This is a genomic window from Pseudoxanthomonas mexicana (assembly GCF_001556105.1).
GTDB lineage: Bacteria > Pseudomonadota > Gammaproteobacteria > Xanthomonadales > Xanthomonadaceae > Pseudoxanthomonas_A > Pseudoxanthomonas_A mexicana_A.
Genome location: NZ_LSIF01000099.1, coordinates 43,966 through 63,956 on the forward strand (window position 1 = coordinate 43,966; position 19,991 = coordinate 63,956).

The window sequence follows — 19,991 nt, forward strand, 5'->3', positions numbered from 1 at the left end:
GTATTCCCCCGAGCCTTGCCTGTTGTTCTGACCGGGCAGTCTAGCAGCGCCCGGCCCGGTCCCGGCCGTTCAGCCGACCCCGTGCCAGGCCACCCACAGCGCGAGGGCGAGGAACACCACGGCGGCCAGGCTACGGGCCAGCGTCAGTGGCAACTTGTCGGCAAACCGATGACCCAGCCAGACCACTGGCACGTTGGCCAGCAGCATGCCGATCGTGGTGCCTGCGATCACCTGCCACAGCGGCTCGTACCTGGTGGCGAGCAAGACGGTGGCGACCTGGGTCTTGTCGCCGATTTCGGCCAGGAAGAACGCGATGGCGGTAGCGACGAAGGCGCCATGGGCCGGCAGTTTTTCGTTCTCGTCCAGGGTGTCGGGCTTCAGCGTCCACAGGGCCACGGCCAGGAAGCTGCCGGCGACCAGCCAGCGGAGTACCTCAGGGGACAGCCATTCGGTCAGTTCCGCGCCCAGCCAGGCGGAGATGGCGTGGTTCACCAGCGTGGCCGCCAGGATGCCCCAGGCGATCGGCCAGGGCTTGCGGTAACGCGCCGCCAGCAACAGGGCCAGCAACTGGGTCTTGTCGCCGATCTCGGCCAGGGTGACGGTACCGGTGGACACCAGCAGGGCGTGCAGCGATTGCATCAACAGCTCCGGGGCCAGGCATTCGCGTCGAGCGCGAAGGCAAACGACGCACTGCCCGGCCCGGGTAAGCGCGACGCCTGCCTTCGGTCTTGCCCGGCGAAGCGGATTGCTTCGTCCTGCGCACCATGGTCGGCGACCAAGTGTGTTGACGCGCAGAACCCGTCAGGACGGGTGGGCTACTCCCCGGAGGAGGAAAGTGCGCGCATTGTACGGACGTGAACAGTGGGACGGCGGAGCCATTCTCATTTGACAGGTCGTCCGGATATGTCGCGAGGGTGTTGACTCGCAAATAAGAATCATTATCATCAATTACGTTCCTCCCTGGAGCCCTCCGATGATCTCGAACGTCACTGCATTGCCCCTGGCCGACACGCCGACGCTGCGCGAGCGCCTTTCCCTGCCGGCCGTTGCGGCCCGCGACGAGGATGCCCTCGACAGCGACACGCTGCTCAAAGGACAGCGCGAGGTGTTGATCCGCCATGGCGACCGTGTCTATCGCCTGCGCCACACCAGCAACGACAAGCTGATCCTGACGAAGTAACGACCCGCTCCGCCGTCTGCGGCGAGGCATATCGCCGGCCACGGGTGCCGGCGATCACCGACTCCCTCCTCCGGGCGCCAGCCAAGGATCCTCCGGCCGCCAGCCTTCCGGGTTAACTCCAAGCCACAGGAAAGCTGTAGCCATGATCCGCCCCACGCTGCTCACCGCGGCCGTGTGGATGGCCCTTGCCGGCCATGCATACGCCGCCACACCCGCCGATACCGCTTCGTCTTCAGCGAACGATGCATCCACGCGCGAATTCGAGCGCATCCAAGTCACTGCCACGCGCACCGAGCGCGCCGTGTCCGATGTGCCCAACACCGTCGATGTCATCGAGCGCGAACAGCTCGACGACCAACTGGTGCGCGACATCAAGGACCTGGTGCGTTACGAGCCCGGTGTCTCGGTTACCTCCGGCAGTGGACGTTTCAGTACGCTGGGTGGCTTCCGCATCCGTGGCCTGGAGGCGAACCGCGTCCTGATCCAGACCGACGGCGTGCCGGTATCCGATGCGTTCTCGTTCGGCAGCTACCTCAGCGCCAACCGCAATTTCGTCGATCTCGACACGTTGAAGCGCGTCGAGATCGTGCGCGGTCCGGCCAGTTCGCTTTATGGCTCGGATGCACTCGGCGGCGTCGTCGCCTTCGTCACCAAGGATCCTTCCGATTATCTGAAAGACGGCAAGGATGCCTACTTCGGATTGAAGTTCGGCTACGAAGGCGACTGGCAGGGTCTGTTCGCCGGCGCCACTGCCGCGTTCGGTGGCGAGCGCTGGAGCGGCCTGGTGGCAGCCAGCCACCGGCAGGGCAGGGAAACCGAGAATCAGGGCGAGAACGACAGTCCCAACACCTCGCGCACCACGCCGAATCCGCAAAGCCGTAATGGCCGCAGCCTGTTGAGCAAGCTGGTGTTCGCGCCGAGCGCCAACCAGCGCTTCCGGCTGACCGTCGATGCGAACGAGGACTACAGCACGATTACCGGCCTGAGCAACCTTCCACTGGTGCCTTCCCCCAGCAGCCTGAGCATCTTGTCGCAGGATGGCAGGGACCATCAGACGCGTGCCCGTGTGTCGCTAGAGCATGAGGTCGACGCGGTCGAATCGGCGTTCGCCGACAGCCTGCGTTGGCAGGTCTACCGCCAGGACAGCGAATCGACCCAACGCACCGTCGAACGCCGTGGCAACAACACGGTGCGCAACAATCTGCACAACTTCGATCAGCGCACCTATGGCCTGCAGGCCACGCTCCACAAAGCCTTCTCGACGGGCGCGGTGGAACATGACGTGACCTATGGTCTGGATGCGTCGGTGACGGACAGCAAGGAAAAGCGCGACGGCACGTCCACCAACCTGACCACCGGCATGGTCAGCAATCTCGTCGGCCAGGATCGCTTCCCGGTGCGCGACTTCCCGATCAGCGAAACCACCAAGATCGGTGCCTACCTGCAGGACGAAATGACGCTTGCCGACGGCAAGCTCAGCGTGATACCGGCTGTGCGCGTGGACTACTACAAGCTGGATCCGACCCTCGACAACATCTTCGCCGAGGACAACCCGGGCGTGGCGGTCGAGGGCATGACCGACACGGCGGTATCGCCGAAGCTGGGCGCCGTATGGCGCTTCAACGAAAACTGGTCGCTGTTCGGCAACTATGCACGCGGCTTCCGCTCGCCGCCGTACGGCGACGTCAACGTTGGCTTCACCAACCTGCAGGGCGGTTACACGGTGATCGCCAACCCCGACCTGAAGCCCGAGACCAGTAGCGGGTACGAACTGGGCGTTCGTTTCAGCAACGCAGCGGTGTATGCGGGCCTGACCGGCTACTACAACAGTTACAAGGATTTCATCGAGTCGCAGGTACTGGTCAGTGCACCGCCGCAGACGCCGCTGATGATCTTCCAGTCGCAGAATGTCTCCGACGCGCGCATCTACGGCGTGGAGTTCAAGGCGGGCGTGGATTTCGGTGCGCTCAGCGATGGGTTGGAAGGCCTGTCGCTGCGTGGCTCGGTGGCGCATTCGCGCGGCGACAACAAGACCGACGACGAGCCGCTGTACTCCATTGATCCGTTGCGTGCCACGCTCGGTCTGGCGTATGACAGGGGAACGTGGGGCACGGAGCTGGTCAGTTCCTTCGCCCGGAAGAAGGATCGACTGGCGCCGTTGCAGACCATTCCTGTTCGAGTGGAGTACTACCAGCCTGCGGGCTACGGCGTGCTTGATCTCTATGCGCACTGGGAGTTCGCACCTGGCGCCAAGGTCAACCTGGGCCTGCTCAACCTGACCGACAAGACGTATACGGACTGGGCAGACGTCAACGGCGTCGCCGAGAACAGCACCGTGCTGGACCGCTACACGCGTCCCGGCCGCACGCTGTCGGCCAGCCTCTCGGTGAGCTGGTAGGCCATGGCGACGCGCGCGCTGCCTGGGTCGATCGTCACCGGCATGACGGCCGCGGCGTTTCCCGCGGCGGCGCAGCTGGCGGCACTCGGTCCGGTGCTGTGCCTGTATCGCAGCCAGCAAGGCAGTGAACTCGCCGGCTGGCAGCAGGCGGTGCGAGTGGAGGCCCACATCGGCGTCGAAAGCGAGGGTCTGGACGAACGCCTGCTGTTCTACGACGCGCAGGGACGCTGTTGCTGGCGTCTCTGCCTGCTGCCGGAGAGCGATTTCGTCGCGTGGGACCGTCTGCTGTCGTCGTTGCCGTCCGGGCAGGACGCCGGTGGGGCAGGACTGAGCGATCGTCTCTGGCGTCGCCTCGCCGGGCGCCTGCTGGGCGGTGAATGGCGCGCGTGTGCCCTGCAATTGCATGCGGTACCGCAGATCGCGGCGCCGCCGGTGTTGGCCGCCAGCCTGCCCTTCATGTCGACGCTGGGTGCCACCACGGCGCGCCGTATTGCGCAGGCAGAGGGTGCGGATCTGGAAGGGTCACTCGAGGACTGCTGTTGTGCCCAGTCCAGCCTGCACGCGATGCAACTGCAGGCCGATTACGAACATCAAGAAGCGGACACCACTGTCGTGCCGTTGATCAGACTGAAATAACCAAGGAAAGCCACCATGAAAACACCGGTCGCCATCGCGCTCTCACTGAGCACGCTGTTCTGTGCCGCCTCCGCCGCAGCCGACACCGTCCGTGACCGCCAGTCCATCCTGGCGATGCAGGGCGACTACACGGTCGACTTCGCGTTCGACGAAACCGTGCTGCTGCAACCCGGTTACGAGCGCCAGTCGGCGATGCGCAGTGGCGGTGACGAGACGGTGATCGTGGTCGAGGACACGCCCACGCGCATCGTGCTGCAGCACATCCTGGTGGACGCGAAGAGCGGCCACGTCACCAAGCATTGGCGGCAGGACTGGTTCTACGAAGCGCCGACGCGCTTCGAGTTCACCGCCGACCAGACCTGGCACGTGCGGACGATCCCGGCCGATGCCACCCGCGGCGCATGGACGCAGTGCGTCTACGAAGTCAGCGATGCGCCGCGCTACTGCGGCACCGGCCGCTGGGACTACACCAACGGCGTGGCCACCTGGACCAGCGACCTGAGCTGGCGGCCGTTGCCGCGCCGCGAGTACACCCGGCGGACCGATTACAACGCGCTGTCGGTGGTGAACCGCCACACGCTGACGCCGAATGGCTGGACCCACGAGCAGTTCAATACCAAGGTGCTGCGCAAGCCCGACGGCACCCAGGTGGAACTGGCGCGCGAGTTCGGCTTCAACGACTACCTCAAGACCACCGAGGTCGACTTCAAGCCCGCACGCGATTACTGGCAGGCCACCGCCGGCTACTGGGCCAAGGTGCGTGGGCACTGGGGCGGCTTCCTGTCCAAGGCGCCGGGCGTGCGGCTGAAGACCAAGGTCGACGGCATGGCGATGATCATCCCGCTGTTCACCCAGGCGGGTGACGTGCAGGAAGGCAAGCCGGTGGCGGATGCCGAGATCGCGAAGGTGTTCGCCGACTGGGTGGAGCCCGCACCGGTCGAGCGCGCGGGTAACACGCAGGCCGCGCACTGAGTTTCTCTCCGGCACAGGGATGTGCCGCCTTTGTAAAAAGACCCCCGCGGGTGCGGGGGCAGGGGATACCACGGGTCTCTCTATCTATTAGTACGTATCAGAGCAGCGCGCCGCCCTTGCCGGCCGGAGGCGCGGGCGGGGCAGGGGGAGCCGGCGGCGGCACCAGGTCGGAACTGCCTTCGTCGAACGTCTGCACGTTGCCGTCCTGGTCCACGATCATCACGCGCCGGCGTTCGACGACCGTGGGCGCGCTGCCCGGTGTCACGGCCACGCGAGGCTTCACGATCACGCGTGACGCCACCGGTAGCCGCAGGCCTGCCGCTTTCGGCACCGTGACCGTGCTCGTGCGTGTCTTGCGGTCGCGCAAATACTCCACCGCGAGCGTGGCGTTCTCCGGCTTGCCGCGCAGCGCCTGCATGACGTCACGCGGGGAGGTCACCGCGCCGCCTTCGATCGTGCGGATGACGTCGCCCGCCTGGAGGCCTGGCAGTTCTTCCCCGACGGATAGCACCAGCACGCCGGCATCGGTGCCGAAGTAGCGACCCAGCGCGGCATCGACGGACGCCAGATTGAGATTGCTCCAGCGGAACGCCTCGGCGAGCGCGGGCAGCTTGCAGTCCTCGCCCTTGCAATCGCCCAACTTGCCGAGCTGGCGGAGTTCGCGTTGCACGTCGGGCGAGATGACCATGTCGATGTCACCGGTCGGGAGCGGCGTGCCCTCCGGCCACGGGGTGCCGCCTTCACCGCTGCGGAAGAAGAACGTGCGGGGTCCCTGTCCTGCGGATGCCGTGTGCGATGACGCGGATGACGGCGTGACATCGACGTCGTGCGCCTTGCCATCACGTTGGTAGGTAATCCGGACCGCCGCGTCGGCTTTCAGGCCGGCCAGCAATGTGCGGGCGTGTTCGACGCGTGCTTCGCCCGTGGCGCCGCTGACGGGCTGGCCCGAGACGCGGACCAGCCGGTCGCCGGCCTTGAGTCCGGCCTTCGACGCACCGCTGTCGGGCGTCACGCCGGTGATGCGAACGCCGATGCCCTCGTCGCCGGCGAGCAGCACGCCCAGGCGTGGTCGCTGCAGCAGGATGCGATCGATCTTGATGGGGGCGTGGGCGCCGCTTTGTGGAGCAAGTTCAGCGAGGCGCTTGGCCGCACGCTGGAGGTCTGCGCGTGCGGCCTCGAGTTCCTTCTGGCGCGCAGCGGCATCGTCCTGCTGCGCCCACACCGGCCATGCGGTGGCGAGGGCCAGGGTGAGCAGGGCGCGGGTGATGGCAATCGTCTTCATGGTGATCCTCGTGACGTAGGCGTGGTCAGTAGATGGCGGTGTCGGGTGCCCGGGCGCTGTCGTGGTACGCCACGCTCCAGCGCTGGGTGGTTTCCACCCCGGTGAGCTGGCGCAGGGTGTCGACGCGTTCTTCCCACAGGGCGGCGCGGGTATCGATCGGAAGTGCCGACTGGGACAGCGCCAGGTCGATATGCGCTACCTGGTCCTGCAGGTCCGCCGCGACGGCGAGGGTGGCGACATTGCTGGCACCCGTGTCGGGCAACTGGGCCAGCACGGCTTCAAGCCGGGCGGACTCGTTGTAAAGCGCATCGAGCCGCGCGGGTTGCACCGACGGTGTCGTCGCATGGGCCGCTGGGAAGGCCCGGTCCTGCACCCGCGCTGCGATCGAGCGCGTATCGGGGGACGGAGGTGGCGCGAGGGGCGCCGCCTCCGTTTGCGTCGGCGCTGGCGCATCCACGGCGGCCTGCGACGCCGACGTTGGCGGTGTCGCAGCAATGTGCCAGGTGCCTTGACCGGTGGGGGGCGCATGATGGAGCGCGCGCCACGACATCAGCGGCACGACGAAGGCCAACAACACCGATGCGGCGAGCGTCATTGCCGGCCGGCGCCAGCGCGACGGGCGTGCGGCAGTCCGGACCGGAGGCAGTGCATCGGCGAGGCGCTGCCAACTGCCTGCCGGCGACGGCTCGCACGGCAGCGCTGCGAAGGCATCCGCCCAATCGCGTGGCATCGGTTCGCGGGTAAGGGAATCAGGCATGGACGGGTTCCTCGATCTGCAGCAGCGCCCGCAACCGGCGGGTGCCGCGCGAAAGCTGCGACTTGGAGAAGCTGGGCGTGCGCTGCATCAGCGCGGCGATCTCGTCATGGGTATAGCCCTCGGCGTGGTAGAGCCACAGGACGCTGCGGGTGGCGGACGGCAGCCCGTCGAGTGCGCGTTGCAGCAGGGCGGCATCGGCCGCGGCCCACGGCGGCAGCCCGCGGTCTTCCGGCAGGTCGTCCTCATCCACCGTGATTTCGCTCACCAGCCGCCTCTGCCGTCGTAGCCGCAGCAGCGCCTCGTTGACCGCGATCTGGCGCAGCCAGCCCCAGAACGGGCAATCGGCGCGGTAGTCCGGCAGGTGGTGGAACAGTTTCAGCATGGTGTCCTGCAACACGTCGCCGGCCTCCTCGCGGTCGCCGCAGATGCGCAGTGCCAGGGTGAACACCGGGCGTTCGAATCGGCGGTAGATCTGTTCGAACGACGCCCTGCAGCCGCCGCGCGCTCGGGCGACCAGGCTGTCGGGGACCTCGATGGCGAACTGCGATCGGTTCAAGCGGGGACGTTCTTCGTGGGTTCGGAGGTAAGGGATGCCGCCGAAGGCAATACCGTCGCAGTGCCGGTGAAGTTCCCGTCGGCAGCCATCGGCCCCGTGCCTATAATCGGACCAACAACATGGGGAGGGGGTCAGCATGGATTTCGGTATTTCGACACTCGTGGTCGCGGCGGTGGTGTTGTTCATCGTGGTGACCTTCTTCAAGGGCGTCCGCGTCGTCCCGCAAGGCTACGAGTTCACCGTGGAGCACTTCGGCAAGTACACCCACACCATGTCGCCGGGCTTGCACTTCCTGATCCCGTACATGCAGAGCATCGGCCGCAAGGTCAACATGATGGAGCAGGTGTTCGAGGTGCCCTCTCAGGACGTCATCACCAAGGACAACGCGGTGGTGAAGGTCGACGGCGTGGTGTTCTTCCAGGTGCTCGACGCAGCCAAGGCCGCCTATGAGGTGTCCAGCCTGGACCAGGCGATGATCGCCCTGGTGCAGACCAACATCCGCACCGTGATCGGTTCGATGGACCTGGACGAATCGCTGAGCCAGCGCGAGACCATCAACGCCAAGCTGCTGGGCGTGGTCGACCACGCGACCAGCCCGTGGGGCGTGAAGGTCAACCGCATCGAGATCAAGGACATCCAGCCGCCGCGTGACCTGGTGGACGCGATGGCCCGGCAGATGAAGGCCGAGCGCGACAAGCGCGCGTCGATCCTGGAAGCGGAAGGTGCGCGCCAGTCCGAGATCCTGCGCGCCGAAGGCGACAAGCAGAGCGCGATCCTGGAAGCGGAAGGCAAGCGCGAAGCCGCCTACCGCGAAGCCGAAGCGCGCGAACGCCTGGCCGAGGCCGAGGCCAAGGCGACCGAGCTGGTGTCCAACGCGATCGCGCAGGGCGACGTGCAGGCGATCAACTACTTCATCGCGCAGAAGTACGTGGAAGCCTTCAAGGAACTGGCCACGGCGCCGAACCAGAAGTTCGTGCTGATGCCGATGGAAGCCACGGGCATCATCGGCTCGATCGCCGGCATCGCCGAACTGGCCAAGGGGGCGCTGGACAAGCAGCAGGCGGCCGCGCCGCCGCGTCCGCCACGCGTGCCGGGAGGCTGACATGAGTTTCAAGTTCGCGTTCTGGGCGGTCGCGGCGCTGGTGCTGTTCGCGGCCGAAGCGATGGCGCCGGGCGCCTTCATGCTGTGGTTCGGTTTCGCCGCGGTTGCGATGGCCGTCATCGTGCTGGTGGCGCCGGGACTGGGCTGGTTGGCGCAGGCGGTGCTGTTCTCGGTGCTCGCGCTGATTGCCGTTGCGGTCTACCGCACGTGGTTCCGCGGCAAGGGCCGCCAGAGCGACAAGCCGCTGCTCAACCGCCGCGCCGAGCAACTGGTGGACACCGTGGCCATGCTCGACCAGCCGATTGCCGGTGGGCGCGGCCGGGTCAAGATCGACGACGCGTTCTGGGTGGTGGAAGGTCCCGAACTGCCGGCGGGTACTCGCGTGCGGGTGGTCGCGGTGAACGGCATGACGCTGAAGGTGCAGGAGGCGTAAGTGGGTGCGACGGTGCTTGCGTGGTCGATGGCCCTGTTGGCGCCGGTGTCGGTGACCACGACGGACCTGATCGGCCGCGTGATGCCGCCATACCCGGGCGGACTGGATGAACTGGGTGGCAGTTGCGTTACCGGCTCCACCGACGCCGCGCACGTGTGCGATTACTCGGTGGGCGTTCTGGCGACGCCCGCCGCGGATCCGGCCGGCGAGCCGGTGCCGCGCTTCGTGGTGGCGGGACAGTTGGCAGGTCGCGACGGTCCCCGCGCGCAGTGGCGCATCACCGACGCGCAGCCGTATCCGGCCGGACGATCCGACTATTACCTTCAGTTCGGTACCTGCCGGGTGAACGGGCAGGACGATGCGCGCGTGGCCGCGCTCGTGCGCCAGCACGGCACCACGACCGAGTGGGTGAAGGATGTCGCATGGGCGGGTCGCCTGCGACTGCCGGATGCCCGGTTCGACGTGCTGGATGCGCGCACCGTGGACTGCATCAACGAGGCCTACTACGGCCTGTAACGGCACCGCACCGCGCTGGTGCGTTCTGGGATAATGCGCTTCTTTGTCCGTTCCGGAAGCCGCCATGACCCAGAAGACCATCCTCAATGACACCCATCGCGCGCTCGGCGCCAAGATGGTCGACTTCGGCGGCTGGGACATGCCGATCCACTACGGGTCGCAGATCGAGGAGCACCACCAGGTGCGTCGCGACGCCGGCATGTTCGACGTCAGCCACATGACCGTGGTCGACCTGCGCGGCGATCTCAGCCGCGAGTTCCTGCGCCAGCTGGTCGCCAACTCGGTGGACAAGCTGCAGAAGCCGGGCAAGGCGCTGTACACCGCCATGCTCAACGAGCAGGGTGGCGTGATCGACGACCTGATCATCTATTTCCTGGCCGAGGACTTCTTCCGCCTGGTGGTGAATGCCGCCACCCGCGAGAAGGACCTGGCATGGATCACTGCGCAGGCGGCCGCATTTGAGGTGCAGGTCACCGAGCGTCCCGACTTCGCCATGGTCGCCGTGCAGGGCCCGACCGCGCGCGAGCGCGTGCACGGCCTGCTGCGTGAGGAGGATCGCGCGAAGGTCGGCAAGCTGACCCGCTTCGCCGCCGCCGACGCCACCAGCACCGGCGGCGTGCCGCTGTTCGTCGCCCGCACCGGCTACACCGGCGAGGACGGCTACGAGATCGTGCTGCCGCAGACGCAGGCCGTGGCGTTCTGGAACGCGCTGCTCGAGGCGGGTGTCAAGCCGGCCGGCCTCGGTGCGCGCGATACCTTGCGCCTGGAGGCCGGCATGAACCTCTACGGTCAGGACATGGACGACACGGTGTCGCCGTACGAAGCGGCGCTCGCCTGGACGGTGTCGCTGGACGAGGGACGCGCGTTCACCGGCCGCGCCACGCTGGAAGCGCAGAAGGCATCCGGCGCACCGCGGCAGATGATCGGGCTGGTGATGGACGAGAAGGGCGTGCTGCGCCACGGCCAGAAGGTGCTCACCGCGCGCGGCGCGGGCGAGATCCTGTCCGGGACCTTCTCGCCGACGCTCGGCAAGGCCATCGCCTTCGCGCGCGTGCCTGCCGGTGACATCCCGCTGGGCGCCGACGGCGGCGTGCGCGTGGACATCCGCGGCAAGGAAGTGCCGGTGCGCGTGGTGAAGTTTCCCTTCGTACGCGAAGGCGAAGCCCAGCCAGGCGTGCTTGAATGAACCGGGGCAGGTTCCCTTTCCCCACTCGATCCTCCGCTAAACTATCGTCTCCTTCCCGACCTATCGCACCGATCCGGAGTAGCCCATGAGTGAGATCCCCGGCGATCTGAAATTCCTGAAGTCCCACGAGTGGGCCCGCGTCGAGAGCGACGGCCGCGTCACCGTTGGCATCTCCGATCACGCGCAAGGCCTGCTCGGCGACCTGGTGTATGTCGAACTTCCGAACGTGGGCGATCGCATCGAGGCCGGCAACGCCAGCGCCGTGGTGGAGTCCGTCAAGGCGGCGTCCGACGTGTACAGCCCGGTGACGGGCAAGGTGCTCGAGGTCAACGCCGCGCTGGCCGACAAGCCCGAGACCATCAACGAAGACGCCTACGGCGACGGCTGGATCTTCGTGCTGGAGGTCGAGGAGCCGGACCAGCTCAACGAGCTGCTGTCACCCGACGACTACGCCGAGCTGATCGAAGACGACGATCACTGAGGTCTGTCCACGGGCAGTCCCCCTGCGGGGAATCGGCAACGGCGGAGATCCTCGCTGTTGCCGGTTCCCCGTTCCGTTTCTGGAGGGCGCGCGTCGGGCGGCGGATGCATCGGTACCGATGAGCCAGTCGTCGCCGGCGAGATGCATGCCGGTGGATGCCTGCGTTCCGACCGACGAACGGCGCGCGGGTGCCGCACGATCCCGATGGCCGCGAAAGGTGATCGGAAGCGCGTCGTCGATGGCGCGCGATGGCGTTGGATGTCGATGCAACGGGTGCCGAAGGTGGCGACATCGTCGTCGCCGGAAGGAAAAATGTTTGCGCAGTTCGGCGCAATCCGGCTTGTGCAACGCGAAATCGGAAGCCTCGTCGGAAAGTTTTTTTTAGCCGGCGTTCAAGCCGTTCGAACAGGCATCGGCGGTCGGGACGCGTCGATGTCGTCATCGCGCCCGACGCGCTCAAGCGAAGTCGCCAAGAAAAAAAAGCGCGTTTTACCGATGTTTTTTTCGGGCGGGTGTCCATCGAGTGCATCTGGTGCTTCCGGTCGCGATGCGGTGCCGGCGTCGCATCCGCTTTCCGGCGCCGCCCAGGCATGCCGGCCGAGGAAAAAAAAGTTGCGCGAAGGTGTTGACACCTTGAAAAACCGTGATTAGGTTTCGCCCCAAGCAGCGCGTGCTGCGGAAGCGAGTGAGTCGAATCAACACGACAGCGCGAAAGACAACACAGCCCATCGTCCGCACCCGGATTGCGGTGGACGCAGGACTCGCTTCCCCCGGAAAAACGTATCACCCCTCCTTCAACGCACCCGTGTCGCCAGCCGACGCGGGTGTTTTCGTATTTGTAGGGGGCCGGGTTTCGCACGCCTGGCACCCTGGGGAATCCGCATCGCCGCGCGTGTCGCGACGACGGCTGCCGACGGGTCCGACTCCCGCGGCGTTTCTTGCAGCTGGGCCTGCCTCCGGGCAGATGTGCTGTAACCAGACGTAACCATCCATAGTTCATTGACGAGGAGCCATCACATGGCAACGAAGAAAGCTGCGAAGAAGAAACCGGCCGCCAAGAAGGCTGCCAAGAAGGCCACCAAGAAGGCATCGGCTAAGAAGACCGTGAAGAAGGCAGTGAAGAAGGCTGCCAAGAAGGTCGCCAAGAAGGTCGCCAAGGCCAAGAAGGCAGTGAAGAAGGTCGCCAAGAAGGCCGCCAAGAAAGTAGCCAAGAAGCCGGCCAAGAAGGCCGCCAAGAAGACCGCGAAGAAGGCCACCAAGAAAGTAGCCAAGAAGCCGGCCAAGAAGGTTGCCAAGAAGGCCGCCAAGAAGACCGCGAAGAAGGCTGCCAAGAAAGTAGCCAAGAAGCCGGCCAAGAAGGCCGCGAAGAAGGCCGCCAAGAAGCCTGCCAAGAAGTCCAAGAAGAAAGCGGCCCCCGTCGCGCTGCCGGCCACCCCGGCTCCGCTGATCTAAGCCCACCCCGGTTATCCGTAACACCATGAACTCTCTCCCTGTGCCCAGCGGGGGGAGAGTTTTTTTATGGGCGAACGGCTAGGCTGCCGTCTCCCGAATGCCGAGGAGGCTGCGCATGAAGTTCATCAGGTGGGTGCTGGCGGCGATCGCCGTGCTGGGCGTAGTCTTCATCGCGGGCGGGTTGCTGCTGCCGTCGACGACCCATGTGGAGCGCAGCGTCGTCATCGAGCGCAGTCCCGGGCAGGTGTTCGCCACGCTCGACTCGTTCGAGCGCTTCAATACCTGGTCGCCGTGGGCGGAGTATGACCCGCAGGCGACCTACACATTCGAAGGGCCTGCCAGCGGCGTCGGCGCGCGCATGCGCTGGGTCGGCAACCGCGCCGTCGGCAGCGGCAGCCAGGAGATCACGGCCAGTGAACCGCATCGGCGCGTCGCGGTGGCGCTGGACTTCGATGGCAGCCAGGCACAGGGCACCTACGTGCTGGCCCCGGAGGGCGCAGGGACACGTGTGACCTGGGCGTTCGACAGCGACCACGGCATGAACCCGTTCAAGCGCTGGCTGGGTCTGCTGTTCGACAAGATGATCGGCGCGGACTACGAGAAAGGCCTGGCCAAGCTCAAGGCGCTGCTCGAACAGGAGGCGACGTCCTGAGTCGGGCAGCGTGCGGCGGATCGACATCGCCGCCGCACGGTCGTTGGCCTAGTGCGGCGATGCGGTACCGCGTTGCGACGACGTGCCGCTGTCTTTCCTGCCGTCGACCGGCGTACCGTCCGGCGACTCCGCCAGCAGCAGATCGTAGTCGGCCGGCGTTTCGACCCACGGCTGGCCCGGCAGGCCCATCGCGCGATCAAGGATGGTCGGCAGCAGACCCGAGGGCAGCGAACTGTCGCTGTTCCAGACCAGCGCCACGCCGAAATCCTGTCCGGGCACCAGCGCGACCAGCCCGCGATAGCCCTGCACCGCACCGGCGTGGAAGACGACCTGCTGGCCCGCGTAATCGAACACGCGCCAACCCAGGGCGTAGCTGGCGGAATGGATGCGTTCGCGACGCCAGCCGCCGCGCATCTCGCCCGGCGTGGTCACCACCGGGGAATGCAGCGTGGCCAGCAGCGGTGCCGGCAGCACGTCGGGGCGGTGGCCCGTCTGCGCGATCAGCCACTGCGCCAGATCACTGGCGCTGGCGTTGACGCCCGCAGCGGGCGGAAGGCGGTAGTAGGTCGGCTTGGGCGTCAGCGATACCCAGCCGTTGCGGCTGCGCACGTGCGGCCTCGCCCAGCGCGTGCTGCCCTGGATGCCCGCCAGGCCCATGCTCGCGTCGTTCATGCCCAGCGGCTTGAAGATGCGGCGATCCACGGCCTGGTCGTAGAAGGTGCCGGTCGCGGCGAACACCACGTCGCCGATCAGGCTGAAGGCGACGTTCTGGTACGCATAGCACTCGCCGGGCGCGCACTTCAGCGGTGCATAGGCGAGCTTGCGGGCGACGTCGTAGTACTCGGCGTTGGCTTCGATGTCGCGGTCGAAGGCGTTGTGCGCCTGCAGGCCGACGCTGTGGCTCAGCACGTCGGCCACGGTCACATGCGAGGTCGCGTTGGCGTCGCTCAACTGGAAGCCGGGGACGAACTGGTTGACCTTGCTGTCCCAGCGCAGCGAGCCGTCCTGCACCATCAGGCCAGTCAGCGTGCTGGCAAAGGCCTTCGACAGCGAGGCCAGGCGGAACACGGTGTGCGAATCGACCTGCTGCGGATTGACCACGTCGGTAACGCCATACCCGCGTGCGCTGAGCACGCGGCCGTTGTGGACGATGGCCATCGCCAACCCAGGCACGCGCTGGCCCACGGTGAGGTGCTCGGCCATGGTCTCGAACGAACGCACATCGAAACCGGCCGCGAGCGGCTGCATGTTCTGCTCGGCCAGCGACGTGCGGTAAGGGCGCGGCTGCGTCGGCGACACGTAGGGCGCCGCACTGGCGCTTGCGATCGCCTCTGCGCTTTGCTTGGCCGTGGTCCACCGCAGTGGCGTCTGCGCCGTCGACGAGAGCGTCAAGGGCAGCAGCAGGCCGACCAGACCGATCCGGAAGACATGCAGCGATCGGCGGCTCTTCTTGTGTTTCATCGTGCGTGACGCCTGCGTGAGTTCGTGCCGTCGGGCGATCATAACGCCGCTTTTTTCCATTGCACAAACAGGGAGAAGTTCCGTGCCCATGTTGTTCATCCTGTTGCTGATTACGGGTGTGGCGTACGTCCCATTTCGCGGGACGTATGCCTCGTTCATCGGTCCGTGATCGCGTGGAATGCGTTCAGGAATGCATTCGCACAGGAGCATGCAAATTCCGCGCCGGAGCGCGCGCTGCGCGCCTTGTGTCGCGAGGTGCCGGCGCCGGGAGCGACGCTGGGGCGTATTCAGGTGGATTGCCTGAACGCAGTTGCGCGACGGCATCGCCACCCGCGGGGTGGCGATGCAGGGACGATCGGCGCTCCGCGCGTCAGCCTGCGGTGGCGAAGGCTGGCGTCGCCGCCGTGGCGTGCGCGTGGCCGCCGAGCGGTGGAACGCCGCGGATCAGGTCCGAGGCGCGCTCGGCGATCATGATGGTGGGGGCGTTGGTGTTGCCGCCGATCAGCGACGGCATCACCGACGCGTCGATGACTCGCAAGCCGTCGACGCCGCGCACGCGCAGTTGCGGATCGACCACGGCGTCCTCGTCGCTGCCGATGCGGCACGTACCGACCGGGTGGTAGACGGTTTCCGCCTTGGCGCGGATGAAGGCGACCAGCTCGGTATCCGAGAGATCGGTGCGGGCGGGATGGATCGGCGCACCGCGGTAGGCGTCGAACGCCGGCTGGGCGAACAGTTCGCGCGACAGCTTGGCGCACTCGACCATCATCTTCAGATCGAAGCCCTCCGGGTCGCTCAGGTAGTTCGCCTCGATGCGCGCATCGGTGCGCGGATCCGCGCTGGCCAACAGGATGCGTCCCCGGCTGCGCGGCCGCAGGAAGCAGGCATGCGCGGTGTAGCCGTCGCCAGGCAGGCGGTTGCGGCCATGGTCGTCGAGCATGGCCGGCACGAAGTGCATCTGGATGTCGGGCCGGTCGTCCGGTGCCAGCGACGAACGCACGAACGCCCCGGCCTCGGCGATGTTGCTGCTGCCCGGGCCACGGTGACCGCGCAGGAAATAGTCGAAGGCGGTCTTCAGTTCGCTGGTGCGATCGTAGGTGACGCGCTGGGTGCTGTGCTGCAGGGTGCAGATGTCGAGGTGGTCCTGCAGGTTGCGGCCGACGCCCGTCAGCGCGTGCCGCACACTGATGCCGGTCTGCTCCAGATGCGCGGACGGGCCGATGCCGGACAGCATCAGCAGTTGCGGCGAGTTGATCGCGCCGCCGCTCAGCAGCACTTCGCCGGCGCAGCGCGCGATCACCTCGTGCCCGCCGCGCGCGTACGCCACGCCGATCGCACGACCCTTCTCCAGCAACACGCGGCGGACCAGCGCGCCGGTGACGATGTCGAGGTTCTGGCGGTCGCGCGCGGGATCCAGGTACGCCACGGCCGACGAGCAGCGGGCGCCGTCCTTCTGCGTCACCTGGTACAGCCCGAAGCCGGCCTGCGTGGGACCGTTGAAGTCGTCGTTGCGGACGAAGCCGGCTTGCGTGCCTGCGTCGATGAAGGCGGCGGACAGCGGGTTGGTGTAGCGCAGGTCGGCGACATGGAGCGGACCGTCGCCGCCATGCAGTGCGTCCGCCCCGCGCGCATTGCGTTCCGAGCGGCGGAAGTAGGGCAGCGCGCTGGCCCAGTCCCAGCCCTCGGCGCCGGCATTCGCCCAGTCGTCGTAGTCCTGCGGCACGCCGCGGATGTAGCACATCGCATTGATCGAACTGGAACCGCCGAGCACCTTGCCGCGCGGCCACCACAGGCGACGGTGGTCGAGATGCGGCTCGGGGGCGGTGTCGTAGTTCCAGTTCACGCCCTTCTGACCGACCAGCTTGGCCAGCCCGGCGGGCATGTGGATGAAGGGATGCCAGTCGCGTGGACCGGCTTCCAGCAGCAGCACGCGGCAGGCGGGGTCTTCGCTCAGGCGGTGGGCCAGGACACAGCCGGCGGAACCGGCGCCCACGATGATGTAGTCGTACACATGCTGCCCTGTTGCGAAGTCCGCCGAACCTAGCGGCGGGGGATAGAGCAAATGCTCGGCCGGTTGCGGTGCGCGGCGCAGGATGTCGCCGCGGCAGGATTTCGCCGGCCGATCGCAGCGGAAACGCTGGCGATGTTGCAGTGCATCGGATACCTTGCGCGCCACAGGCGGGCGCTGCCCGCGTCGATGATGCGATCGCAGGCCGCGCCCCATGGACCCGTCTTCCCCCGCGACCACCCGCTTCGGCCGATTCCGTGCGGCGATGACGGAATCCCCGCCGCTGCTGTGGGCGTTCGTCTACTTCTTCTGCCTGCTGAGTGGCTACTACGTGCTGCGGCCGGTGCGCGAGGCGATGGCGGCGTCCAGCGATATCGAAGCCGTGTTCCCGCCGGCGTTGATCGCGTTCTTCGCGAACCGCGGTGTCGCGCTCGGCGAGTTCACGCTGCAGTTCATCTTCAGCGCCGTGTTCCTGATCATGCTGGTGCTGCAGCCGGTGTATGGCTGGCTGGTGAGCCGCTTCCCGCGCCGGGTCTTCCTGCCGGTGATCTATGGCTTCTTCATCGCCACGCTGCTGGTGTTCTACGCCATGTTCGACAGCGGCATCGCCGGTCGCGGGCTGGCCTTCATCCTGTGGATCACGGTGTTTAACCTGTTCGCGGTGGCCGTGTTCTGGAGTTTCATGGCGGATGTCTTCACCAATGTGGAGGCGCGTCGCTACTACGGCTACATCGGCGCGGCCGGCACCATGGGCGCATTCCTCGGGCCCGCACTGACCAAGTCGCTGGTCGTGCGCGTGGGCATCCCGAACATGATGCTGGTGTCGGCCTTCCTGTTTTCGGTCTGCGTGCTGTGCATCTTCAGGCTGCGGACGTGGGCGGTCGCACGCGAGGCCGAACGGCGCCAGACCAGCGGCGAGATCCCGATGGGGGGCGACATCCTGGCGGGGCTGAAGCTGATCGCACGCGAGCCGCTGCTGCGCTGGCTGGCCGCCATGGTGGTGATGGGTGTCGGCGTCGGCACGTTGCTCTACAACGAACAGAACGCCATCGCACGCACGATGTTCACCTCGGCCGAGGCTCGCGCCGACTACTTCGCCACGCTGGACCTGGCGGTCAATTCGCTGACGCTGATCGTGCAACTGCTGCTGACCCGCGTGCTGTTGTCCCGCTTCGGTATCGCGCCGGCCCTGTTGATCCCGGGCTGCGCGATCATCATCGGCTTCTCGATCCTGGCCGCGTCGCCGCTGCCCATGATGATCGCCATCGTGCAGGTGGTCACCCGTGCCGGCGAATTCTCGCTGGCCAAGCCGGCGCGCGAGACGATCTATACCCGGGTCGGTCGCGAGTGGCGCTACAAGGCCGGTGCCGCGATCGATACCGTGATCTATCGAGGCGGCGACCTCAGCTTCGTCTGGCTGCACAAGTTCCTGTCGGCGTTCGGGTCGAACGTGGTGTTTGGCGCCGGCCTGCTGGTCGCCAGCGCCATGACGTTCAGCGCCTGGCGCCTGCTGCGCGAAGAATCGAAGCTGCCGTCCGAGCGCGCCGTTGACGACGCGCCGTCTGGTGCCGCGAAGGCCTGAAGACGCCGACAGGTACAGCGGCTATGCTGCCCGCCACATGACGGGAGGAAGTGGATGGATCTGATCGCGACGGGACTGGTGGTGCTGGTGGCGCTGCTGCACGCCTACTTCCTGGTCCTGGAGATGTTCCTGTGGACCAGGCCACTGGGCCTCAAGACGTTCCGCAATACGCCGGAGAAGGCCGAGACCACCCGTGTACTCGCGGCCAACCAGGGCCTCTACAACGGCTTCCTCGCCGCCGGTCTGATCTGGGGCCTGCTCACCGCGCAGTGGAACGTCGTCGTCTTCTTCCTGCTGTGCGTGATCGTGGCGGCGCTGTACGGCGCGTGGAGCGTCAACAAGCGCATCTTCTTCGTGCAGGGCGTGCCGGCGATCGCCGCGCTGGCGGCGGTGCTGTTCGTATCGATGATGGGTGCCGTCGCGCGCTGAGCGCGTAGGCGGGCGATGCTCAGCGCATCGCCCACGCCAGCAGTAGTCCGCCCGAGGCGAACAACACCAGCCACGACAAGTGACGCCCACGCGTGATGACCAGCGGCAGCAGGCCGGAGACGCCGAGGGTGATGGCAAGGATGAGCGCGATGCGGCGTCCACCGGCATCCGGCAAGCCTTCCAACTGCAGGACGACCGCCGCCAGTCCCCATGCGATCACCGTGGTCAGGTGCCAGGCGAAGCGCAGCGTCCGCGTGGTGAACGCGGTGCCTCCGAACAGCTTCGGCAGATCGGGCCGGCGGAACAGGCGGATGAGCAGGTAGCGCTCGCCGAGGACCGAGTGCGCCAGGCCAAGCAGGATCATCAGCGTGGCCGCGGCGGCCAGCATGTCAGCCGTCCTTCCGCGGACGCGGCGACACCCACATGCCGATGCGGGCGCGGAACACCGGCTCGCTCTGTGCGTTGCTGACCACCACGTCCATCGGCAGGTCGTAGCCTTCCGCTGATTCGCGTGGCTCGAAGGCCGGCGTGGCGACCGCGTGCATCGTGCCCACGGCCTTCTTCAGGTATTCCACCGTCATGCCCTTGGGAATCCAGCGCATCGAGCGCGGGATGCTGACGTCGGTGGTCAGGCCTCCGACGAACTCGGCCAGGTTGCACAGGGCGATCGCGTGCACGGTGCCCAGGTGGTTGGTGACTGACCGGCGATGCCGGATGGTCGCTTCGCCGCGGCCGGGCTCCAACCGCAGCATGCGTGGGCCGATGCTGCCGAAGTACGGCGCCTTGAAGCAGATCAGGCGCGAGAACAGCCAGTGGCCGAACGGCTTGCGGCTCAGGCTTCGGTAGATCGTCAGGACGTCGGCGCTCATCGGAACTCCTGTCGCGACGACGGCGGGACATGCCCGCCG

The 19,991-nt window shown here is 66.8% G+C and carries 22 protein-coding genes; 14 read left to right on the forward strand and 8 right to left on the reverse strand.

What is annotated here, in order from left to right; all coding sequences use genetic code 11:
* Positions 1–69 precede the first annotated feature (69 nt).
* Complete coding sequence (locus tag AX730_RS17105; RefSeq protein ID WP_062358407.1) at positions 70–639, reverse strand: TMEM165/GDT1 family protein; 570 nt, start codon at positions 637–639, stop codon at positions 70–72.
* 334 nt (positions 640–973) lie between these two features.
* Between AX730_RS17105 and hemP the strand changes: the two genes are divergently transcribed.
* From hemP to AX730_RS17125, 4 genes are all read left to right on the forward strand, one after another.
* Entirely contained in the window at positions 974–1,180 is a 207-nt protein-coding gene (hemP, locus tag AX730_RS17110) for a hemin uptake protein HemP (RefSeq protein WP_083538038.1), read from the forward strand.
* 142 nt (positions 1,181–1,322) lie between these two features.
* The gene (locus AX730_RS17115) at positions 1,323–3,578 is read left to right on the forward strand and encodes a TonB-dependent hemoglobin/transferrin/lactoferrin family receptor (protein ID WP_062358409.1); all 2,256 of its coding nucleotides are present in this window, start codon (positions 1,323–1,325) and stop codon (positions 3,576–3,578) included.
* A gap of 3 nt (positions 3,579–3,581) precedes the next feature.
* Entirely contained in the window at positions 3,582–4,214 is a 633-nt protein-coding gene (locus tag AX730_RS17120) for a Hemin transport protein (RefSeq protein ID WP_232310289.1), read from the forward strand.
* A 15-nt stretch (positions 4,215–4,229) separates the two neighbouring features.
* Positions 4,230–5,186, forward strand: coding sequence for a DUF6607 family protein (locus AX730_RS17125; RefSeq protein ID WP_062358410.1), 957 nt, complete (start codon positions 4,230–4,232; stop codon positions 5,184–5,186).
* Positions 5,187–5,283: 97 nt separating this feature from the next.
* Here the strand turns inward: AX730_RS17125 and AX730_RS17130 are convergent, their stop codons facing one another.
* From AX730_RS17130 to AX730_RS17140, 3 genes are read right to left on the reverse strand one after another with little or no spacing between them, the layout of a single operon-like run.
* Positions 5,284–6,468: a PDZ domain-containing protein gene (locus tag AX730_RS17130; RefSeq protein ID WP_062358411.1), complete on the reverse strand. Its 1,185-nt coding sequence runs from the start codon at positions 6,466–6,468 to the stop codon at positions 5,284–5,286.
* 25 nt (positions 6,469–6,493) lie between these two features.
* Positions 6,494–7,225, reverse strand: a complete 732-nt coding sequence (locus tag AX730_RS17135) for a hypothetical protein (protein WP_157074322.1) — start codon at positions 7,223–7,225, stop codon at positions 6,494–6,496.
* The gene (locus AX730_RS17140; protein ID WP_232310290.1) at positions 7,218–7,781 is read right to left on the reverse strand and encodes an RNA polymerase sigma factor; all 564 of its coding nucleotides are present in this window, start codon (positions 7,779–7,781) and stop codon (positions 7,218–7,220) included. Before AX730_RS17140 ends, AX730_RS17135 begins: the two co-directional genes overlap by 8 nt.
* A gap of 136 nt (positions 7,782–7,917) precedes the next feature.
* On the opposite strand from AX730_RS17140, the gene AX730_RS17145 reads away from it, so the two are divergent.
* From AX730_RS17145 to AX730_RS17175, 8 genes are all read left to right on the forward strand, one after another.
* Positions 7,918–8,883 (forward strand): SPFH domain-containing protein, encoded by a 966-nt coding sequence (locus tag AX730_RS17145; protein WP_062358413.1) that lies wholly within the window; start codon positions 7,918–7,920, stop codon positions 8,881–8,883.
* A gap of 1 nt (position 8,884) precedes the next feature.
* On the forward strand, positions 8,885–9,316 hold the full coding sequence (locus tag AX730_RS17150) for an NfeD family protein (RefSeq protein ID WP_062358414.1): 432 nt from the start codon (positions 8,885–8,887) through the stop codon (positions 9,314–9,316).
* Positions 9,317–9,832: a hypothetical protein gene (locus AX730_RS17155; protein WP_062358415.1), complete on the forward strand. Its 516-nt coding sequence runs from the start codon at positions 9,317–9,319 to the stop codon at positions 9,830–9,832.
* A 64-nt stretch (positions 9,833–9,896) separates the two neighbouring features.
* On the forward strand, positions 9,897–11,018 hold the full coding sequence (gene gcvT / locus AX730_RS17160; RefSeq protein WP_062358416.1) for a glycine cleavage system aminomethyltransferase GcvT: 1,122 nt from the start codon (positions 9,897–9,899) through the stop codon (positions 11,016–11,018).
* A gap of 85 nt (positions 11,019–11,103) precedes the next feature.
* The gene (gene gcvH, locus AX730_RS17165) at positions 11,104–11,499 is read left to right on the forward strand and encodes a glycine cleavage system protein GcvH (RefSeq protein ID WP_062358417.1); all 396 of its coding nucleotides are present in this window, start codon (positions 11,104–11,106) and stop codon (positions 11,497–11,499) included.
* Positions 11,500–11,703: 204 nt separating this feature from the next.
* Positions 11,704–12,150 (forward strand): hypothetical protein, encoded by a 447-nt coding sequence (locus AX730_RS19025; protein WP_157074323.1) that lies wholly within the window; start codon positions 11,704–11,706, stop codon positions 12,148–12,150.
* A 366-nt stretch (positions 12,151–12,516) separates the two neighbouring features.
* Complete coding sequence (locus AX730_RS17170; protein ID WP_062358418.1) at positions 12,517–12,951, forward strand: hypothetical protein; 435 nt, start codon at positions 12,517–12,519, stop codon at positions 12,949–12,951.
* A 115-nt stretch (positions 12,952–13,066) separates the two neighbouring features.
* On the forward strand, positions 13,067–13,603 hold the full coding sequence (locus AX730_RS17175) for an SRPBCC family protein (RefSeq protein WP_062358419.1): 537 nt from the start codon (positions 13,067–13,069) through the stop codon (positions 13,601–13,603).
* Positions 13,604–13,651: 48 nt separating this feature from the next.
* On the opposite strand, the gene AX730_RS17180 is transcribed toward AX730_RS17175, so the two are convergent.
* Both AX730_RS17180 and AX730_RS17185 read right to left on the reverse strand, forming a co-directional pair.
* Positions 13,652–15,064: a serine hydrolase domain-containing protein gene (locus tag AX730_RS17180; protein WP_062358440.1), complete on the reverse strand. Its 1,413-nt coding sequence runs from the start codon at positions 15,062–15,064 to the stop codon at positions 13,652–13,654.
* A gap of 370 nt (positions 15,065–15,434) precedes the next feature.
* A complete protein-coding gene (locus AX730_RS17185) occupies positions 15,435–17,075 on the reverse strand; it encodes a GMC family oxidoreductase (RefSeq protein WP_083538051.1) in 1,641 nt (546 codons plus the stop codon).
* A 211-nt stretch (positions 17,076–17,286) separates the two neighbouring features.
* On the opposite strand from AX730_RS17185, the gene AX730_RS17190 reads away from it, so the two are divergent.
* Positions 17,287–18,654: an NTP/NDP exchange transporter gene (locus AX730_RS17190; protein ID WP_062358420.1), complete on the forward strand. Its 1,368-nt coding sequence runs from the start codon at positions 17,287–17,289 to the stop codon at positions 18,652–18,654.
* Between the two features lie 54 nt (positions 18,655–18,708).
* The gene (locus AX730_RS17195) at positions 18,709–19,083 is read left to right on the forward strand and encodes a DUF1304 domain-containing protein (RefSeq protein WP_062358421.1); all 375 of its coding nucleotides are present in this window, start codon (positions 18,709–18,711) and stop codon (positions 19,081–19,083) included.
* Positions 19,084–19,102: 19 nt separating this feature from the next.
* On the opposite strand, the gene AX730_RS17200 is transcribed toward AX730_RS17195, so the two are convergent.
* Positions 19,103–19,471, reverse strand: a complete 369-nt coding sequence (locus AX730_RS17200; protein WP_062358422.1) for a hypothetical protein — start codon at positions 19,469–19,471, stop codon at positions 19,103–19,105.
* A gap of 1 nt (position 19,472) precedes the next feature.
* A complete protein-coding gene (locus AX730_RS17205) occupies positions 19,473–19,952 on the reverse strand; it encodes a hotdog fold domain-containing protein (protein WP_062358423.1) in 480 nt (159 codons plus the stop codon).
* Between the last annotated feature and the right edge of the window lie 39 nt (positions 19,953–19,991).

Excerpts from the sequence above, each read along its gene's own strand:
- AX730_RS17105 (WP_062358407.1), bottom strand. The coding sequence starts at position 639 with ATGCAATCGCTGCACGCCCTGCTGGTGTCCACCGGTACCGTCACCCTG.
- hemP (WP_083538038.1), top strand. The coding sequence starts at position 974 with ATGATCTCGAACGTCACTGCATTGCCCCTGGCCGACACGCCGACGCTG.
- AX730_RS17115 (WP_062358409.1), top strand. The coding sequence starts at position 1,323 with ATGATCCGCCCCACGCTGCTCACCGCGGCCGTGTGGATGGCCCTTGCC.
- AX730_RS17120 (WP_232310289.1), top strand. The coding sequence starts at position 3,582 with ATGGCGACGCGCGCGCTGCCTGGGTCGATCGTCACCGGCATGACGGCC.
- AX730_RS17125 (WP_062358410.1), top strand. The coding sequence starts at position 4,230 with ATGAAAACACCGGTCGCCATCGCGCTCTCACTGAGCACGCTGTTCTGT.
- AX730_RS17130 (WP_062358411.1), bottom strand. The coding sequence starts at position 6,468 with ATGAAGACGATTGCCATCACCCGCGCCCTGCTCACCCTGGCCCTCGCC.
- AX730_RS17135 (WP_157074322.1), bottom strand. The coding sequence starts at position 7,225 with ATGCCTGATTCCCTTACCCGCGAACCGATGCCACGCGATTGGGCGGAT.
- AX730_RS17145 (WP_062358413.1), top strand. The coding sequence starts at position 7,918 with ATGGATTTCGGTATTTCGACACTCGTGGTCGCGGCGGTGGTGTTGTTC.
- AX730_RS17150 (WP_062358414.1), top strand. The coding sequence starts at position 8,885 with ATGAGTTTCAAGTTCGCGTTCTGGGCGGTCGCGGCGCTGGTGCTGTTC.
- gcvT (WP_062358416.1), top strand. The coding sequence starts at position 9,897 with ATGACCCAGAAGACCATCCTCAATGACACCCATCGCGCGCTCGGCGCC.
- gcvH (WP_062358417.1), top strand. The coding sequence starts at position 11,104 with ATGAGTGAGATCCCCGGCGATCTGAAATTCCTGAAGTCCCACGAGTGG.
- AX730_RS19025 (WP_157074323.1), top strand. The coding sequence starts at position 11,704 with ATGGCCGCGAAAGGTGATCGGAAGCGCGTCGTCGATGGCGCGCGATGG.
- AX730_RS17170 (WP_062358418.1), top strand. The coding sequence starts at position 12,517 with ATGGCAACGAAGAAAGCTGCGAAGAAGAAACCGGCCGCCAAGAAGGCT.
- AX730_RS17175 (WP_062358419.1), top strand. The coding sequence starts at position 13,067 with ATGAAGTTCATCAGGTGGGTGCTGGCGGCGATCGCCGTGCTGGGCGTA.
- AX730_RS17180 (WP_062358440.1), bottom strand. The coding sequence starts at position 15,064 with ATGAAACACAAGAAGAGCCGCCGATCGCTGCATGTCTTCCGGATCGGT.
- AX730_RS17190 (WP_062358420.1), top strand. The coding sequence starts at position 17,287 with ATGGACCCGTCTTCCCCCGCGACCACCCGCTTCGGCCGATTCCGTGCG.
- AX730_RS17195 (WP_062358421.1), top strand. The coding sequence starts at position 18,709 with ATGGATCTGATCGCGACGGGACTGGTGGTGCTGGTGGCGCTGCTGCAC.
- AX730_RS17200 (WP_062358422.1), bottom strand. The coding sequence starts at position 19,471 with ATGCTGGCCGCCGCGGCCACGCTGATGATCCTGCTTGGCCTGGCGCAC.
- AX730_RS17205 (WP_062358423.1), bottom strand. The coding sequence starts at position 19,952 with ATGAGCGCCGACGTCCTGACGATCTACCGAAGCCTGAGCCGCAAGCCG.